Source organism: Okeania sp., assembly GCF_983059655.1.
Window position 1 is genome coordinate 1 of the sequence record NZ_CEZPJD010000582.1, and the last position, 5136, is coordinate 5136.

At 30.7% G+C, this 5136-nt stretch carries 4 protein-coding genes; all 4 read right to left on the bottom strand.

Going from position 1 to position 5136, the window contains the following annotated elements:
• Positions 1-20: 20 nt before the first annotated feature.
• Positions 21-1418 (bottom strand): tetratricopeptide repeat protein, encoded by a 1398-nt coding sequence (locus AC3DU7_RS24565; protein ID WP_488041918.1) that lies wholly within the window; start codon positions 1416-1418, stop codon positions 21-23.
• Between the two features lie 204 nt (positions 1419-1622).
• Positions 1623-2009: a hypothetical protein gene (locus tag AC3DU7_RS24570; RefSeq protein ID WP_488041919.1), complete on the bottom strand. Its 387-nt coding sequence runs from the start codon at positions 2007-2009 to the stop codon at positions 1623-1625.
• Positions 2010-2141: 132 nt separating this feature from the next.
• Positions 2142-3194 (bottom strand): tetratricopeptide repeat protein, encoded by a 1053-nt coding sequence (locus AC3DU7_RS24575; RefSeq protein ID WP_488041920.1) that lies wholly within the window; start codon positions 3192-3194, stop codon positions 2142-2144.
• A partial coding sequence (locus tag AC3DU7_RS24580; protein WP_488041921.1) for a tetratricopeptide repeat protein occupies positions 3187-5136 on the bottom strand: 1950 nt, incomplete at its 5' end. The genes AC3DU7_RS24575 and AC3DU7_RS24580, both read right to left, overlap by 8 nt.

The following is a 5136-nucleotide window of genomic DNA, read 5'->3' on the forward strand; positions in this document are numbered from 1 at the left end:
TAACTATTTTAATAAGTTTTTTAGGAGCGATCGCCTAGAGATTTTAGCAGAAAATTGGGTTTCTGCTTATTGTATAAACCCCAAAATAATGTAGTTATGAAAAATATAATTGTGGCAATGGGAAATGCTATTAATACAAATAACAGGAATAAAGTTAGCTGAAATTTACCTCTTTGACTGAATTTTAAGAATGATTTAAACCATTTTGGCAATGGTAAAGCATTTATTTTTACTCCACATTCTCCCATGATCTTCAGATATTGTTGAGAGGCAGTAATACCTTGTTTAAATTTACCACGCCTATAATAATACTGAGCTAAACCGAATAATATTAAAGCTTCACCTCGGCGATCGTCTATCTTTCTAGCAATATTTAAAGCTTTTTCTAAATACTCTCTTCCTTGGGTTAAATTTCCTAATTCAACTTCAATTACACCTAGATTTGTTATAGCAGTTTCCTCTCCATTCAAATCACCCATTTCTATTGCTAATTCTAAACTTTTCTCAAGATAGGTAATAGCTTCGGGGTATGTTTTGAGAAAGCGATAAATAATACCAATATTGCCTAATGCATTTTTAATACTTTGGCGATCGCCTATTTCTTCTGCTATTTTTCGTTGTTGTTGGTAATAATTCATTGCCAGGTGATAATCTTGCAGAGAAAAATGAATATTTCCTATTCCTCCTAGTGCTATACATTCTTGATAGAGGTTGAAATTTTCTCTAGCAATATCTAAACCTTTTGTATGAAACTGAATTGCTTTTTTATAATCTCCAAGAGAATCATAGATAGAACCCAAGTTTGTTAATATTGCACCTTCTCCAAGACGGTTATTTATTGCTTTATTAATTTTCAAAGCTTGAGATAAAATATCTATAGCTTTTTGATAATTTCCTGTTTCGTGATAAGGAGCACTTAGATTTATTAGTATGCTTACTTCTTTTTCAGTCAGGAGATTTTTTTGAGCAATTACTAAACTTTGATTAAAGTAATTAATTGCGGATTCATATCTACCTGTAGAATAATAATATCGACCTAAGCCATTTAAACAAATGAGCTGCCACTCATCATTAAATTTGCCTAAAAGTCGGTCAAAAATTTCTTTTTGTTGTTGATAGTAACCCCAAGTTATTAATAGATCGCGTAATTTTTCATTGGTGGGGGTATTGAGAGTAATATCAATAATTGTTGTAGCTTTTTCCCAATCTTCTACTTCACAAAGATGATAAAAAGCTTCTAAGTAACCTTTAACTATTTCTAAATTAGAAGCATTTGCATGAGGTTTATATTCTGTTAACCAGTTAAGAACTGCCCGATAATGAGACTTTTTTATGCGTGGTTTGATTGATTTAATAGTTGCTGATTCGAGACCTATTTTTTCTAGAACTAATTCAATGCTTGGTGTAATATTATTCATTTTTATTTTACTGATTTGTAAGCATTCAGCTGTCAGCTATCAGCCATCAGAAGAGTGCTTTTAGTTTGAAATAAAAGCTTTACTAATTTACTCATAATTTATACTTACGCTCTCTAGCTGGCTGAAACAGTCTATATATTAAAACCCCCTTATGAGAGCTGAGAGCTGACTGCTAATAGCTGAATGCTTACACTGATTTTTATTTTACTGATTTTTATTTACTTTTGTATGTTTTTTGATTGGGATAATATTTCTCAATAACTTGAAAACCATAAGAACGATGGATATAACTGGACTTAAAATAACTAAAACAAAAACTGATAGATATAAAAATCCTAGTAATATTAAATCTATTAATTTCAAGATTAATTTCACAAAAACAGCGAAAATTATAAACCGAGCTAACCCTAGACAAAAACTGCTTAATAGTCTGCCATTGTTTTGTTCTGCATATACTTTAGCAAAACTCATTATTGATAAAATTAGACCTTCAATGCTTTTGTTTTTTTCAGCAGTAAAGAAAATATTTTTAAAATAATCTACAGCTTTCACATCATCTTTCTTAGCTATGTAGATTTCTCCTAAATTCAAAAGTATCAAATATTTCAAAAATAATACTGTTTCTTCCTGGGAAGATTGAATTTTATTTACAAGAGATAAACTTTGTTGATAATGTTCTATAGCTTTATCATAATTGCCTGCAGCTTTTTCACCATCGCCCTGTCAATAATATATTTTTGCTAAGTCTTCTAATGCTAGATTTTCTATTGAAATATTATTTATTTCTTTTGCGGTTACTAAAAGCTTTTGATATAATTCAATTGCTTTGGTCTGATTTCCTAAGCGACGCTCAATAAATCCTAAATTTCTGATATTTGCAGTTTCTAACTGACTATTTTGAAGTTCTCTAGCTATAGCTAAACTTGACTGAGAAAATTTAATTGCTTGCTCATAATCTTTCAATTTACGATAAACAATTCCTAAATTACACTTAGCCGTTGCTTCAATACTTAAATTTTGAATTTGTTTACCTATAGCTAATTGCTTTTGATAATAATCAATAGCTCGGTCATACTTTTGACTAACACCATAAAAAGTTCCTATTTCTCCTAAAGCTCTTCCTTCCCTGTAGGGGTCATTAATTTCTCGGCTAATCTTTAAACTTTTTTGAAAGTAGTTCCATGCTCGATTAAATTCCACTTTAGCATTAAAATTTCCCACTAAATCTTTTCCTTCAAGAAATTTTCCTTTAGATAGATAAGCACGACCGAGATTTCGTCTTGCTTCTTCCTCTTCTTCACGAGATTCAATTTCTTTAGTAATACTCAAACTTTGTTTTAGGTATTTTATAGCTTGGTCAAAATTTACTAAGGCTATATTTGCCTTTCCTAAATTTGTTAAAACAGTAGCTTTTGTTTGGAGACTTAGTTCCCTAAAACTCAAAATTTGAGTGTAAATTTCAATTTGTTTTTGATAATATCCCCAAGTGTAAAGTTGCTTGTGAAGTTGTTCTTTTGTTGGTGTATTAAGACGAATAAAAATTAATTGAGTTGCCCTATACCAATCTTCTGCTTGACACAAATGATGAAAAGCTTCTAAATAACCTTTTACTTTCTCCAAGTTAGAAGCATTTGCATGGGGTTTATATTCTGTCAACCAGTTCATAACTGCTCGATATTGAGACCTTTTCCGAACTGATTTGATTGACTTGATGGTTGCTGATTCGAGACCTATTTTTTCTAGAACTAATTCAATGGTTGGCGTAATATTATTCATTTCTATTTTCCTGGTTTTTATTGACTTTTGTATGTTGTTTGATTTCTACAAGAGTTTGCCAGAACTTGAAAATTACAAAAGCTATGAATAGAGGTGCGACTAAAATAGCTAAAGCATAAATTACCAAATAAAAAAATCCTACTATTATTAACAGTGTGACAATTCCTAAAATTATAGGCAGAGCTAACCAATGTTTAAAACTTATGCTTAACCAAGTTAAAAATGCCTTATTGTAGTTTTTCAATTTTCCATAGGCAAATCCTAAATTTATCAATATAGCTATTTCTCTTTGCCAATCTCTTATTTCTCTGGTAATGAGTAAGGCTTTCTGATAATACTTAATTGTTTGAGGATACTTTTCCAATTTTTCATAAACAGAAGCTATGGAACCTAACGCTACCATCTCTGTATCTCTGCTGCCTATTTCTTGTGATATTTTCAGCATTTGTTGATAATAATTAATTGCTGCTATAAAATTATTTATTTTTGTTTGACACTCGCCAATTTTTGCCAATATTTGTATTTCTATTTCTTTATTACCTATTTCTCTGGTTACTTTTATGAACTTTATATAGTATTTAATTGCATTGTTGTAATTCTTAGTTTCTTGGTAAGCATCTCCCAAGCCAAAAAGTACGACTATTTGTATCTGTCGATTTTTTATTTCTTGAGTCAGAGGTAAAGCTTGTTGATAATATTCTATTGCTTGTAAGTAATCTTTATCTTCTGCATATACTTTAGCCAAAGCAATTAATGCTGAAATTTCACCTTCAATATTTTTGTTTTTTTCAGCACTCTGCAACATATTTTGAAAATAATCTATGGCTTTTGCATAATCTTTATTTGCTAAATATATTTTTCCAAAATCTAAGAATAATCCCATCTCAAACTGCGGATGTTGAAGCTTATTTACCAGGAATTTATTTTGTTGGCTATACTGTATTGCTTTCTCATAATTTCCCAGTGAATAATATATATTTGCTAAAGTTCCTAACGTTTCACTTTCTGTCACAATATTATTTGTTTTTCTTGCCATTGCCAAACGCTGTTGAGCTAATTCAATTGCTTTAGCATGATTTCCTAAGCGACGTTCAATTAACCCCAAATTACCTATATTTGTAGTTTCTAACTGACTATCTTGAAATTCTCTAGCTATAGCTAAACTTGACCGAGAAAATTCAATTGCTTGACCATAATCTTTCAATTTACAATAAATAATTCCTAAATTACACTTAGCTGTTGCTTCAAGACTAGGACTTTGAATTTCTTGAGCTATGGCTAACTGTTGTCGCTGATAGTCAATGGCTCGGTTATACTTTTTCCTCATCAAATAAAAATTTCCTATTGCTCCTAAAACACTTCCTTCTCTTTGGCGGTCTTTAATTTCTCGGCTAATTTCTAAACTTTGCTGAAAGTAATTTCTTGCTTGAGGAAATTTTCTTTTCAATAGATAAGCATGACCGAGGTTTTGTATCGCTTCTTCCTCTTCTTCACGAGATTCAATTTCTTGAGCAATACTCAAACTTTGTTTTAGGTATTTTATAGCTTGGTCGAAATTTACTAAGGCTATATTTGCCTTTCCTAAATTTGTTAAAACAGTAGCTTTTGTTTGGAGACTTAGTTCCCTAAAACTCAAAATTTGAGTGTAAATTTCAATTTGTTTTTGATAATATCCCCAAGTGTAAAGTTGCTTGTGAAGTTGTTCTTTTGTCGGTGTATTAAGACGAATAAAAATTAATTGAGTTGCCTTATACCAATCTTCTGCTTGACACAAATGATAAAAAGCTTCTAAATAACCCTTTACTTTCTCCAAGTTAGAAGAATTTGCATGGGGTTGATGGAATATCAACCAGTTAACAACTGCCCGATAATGAGACTTTTTCCAGCGTGGTTTTATTGACTTAATAGTTGCTGATTCGAGACTAATTTCTCTCAATACTAA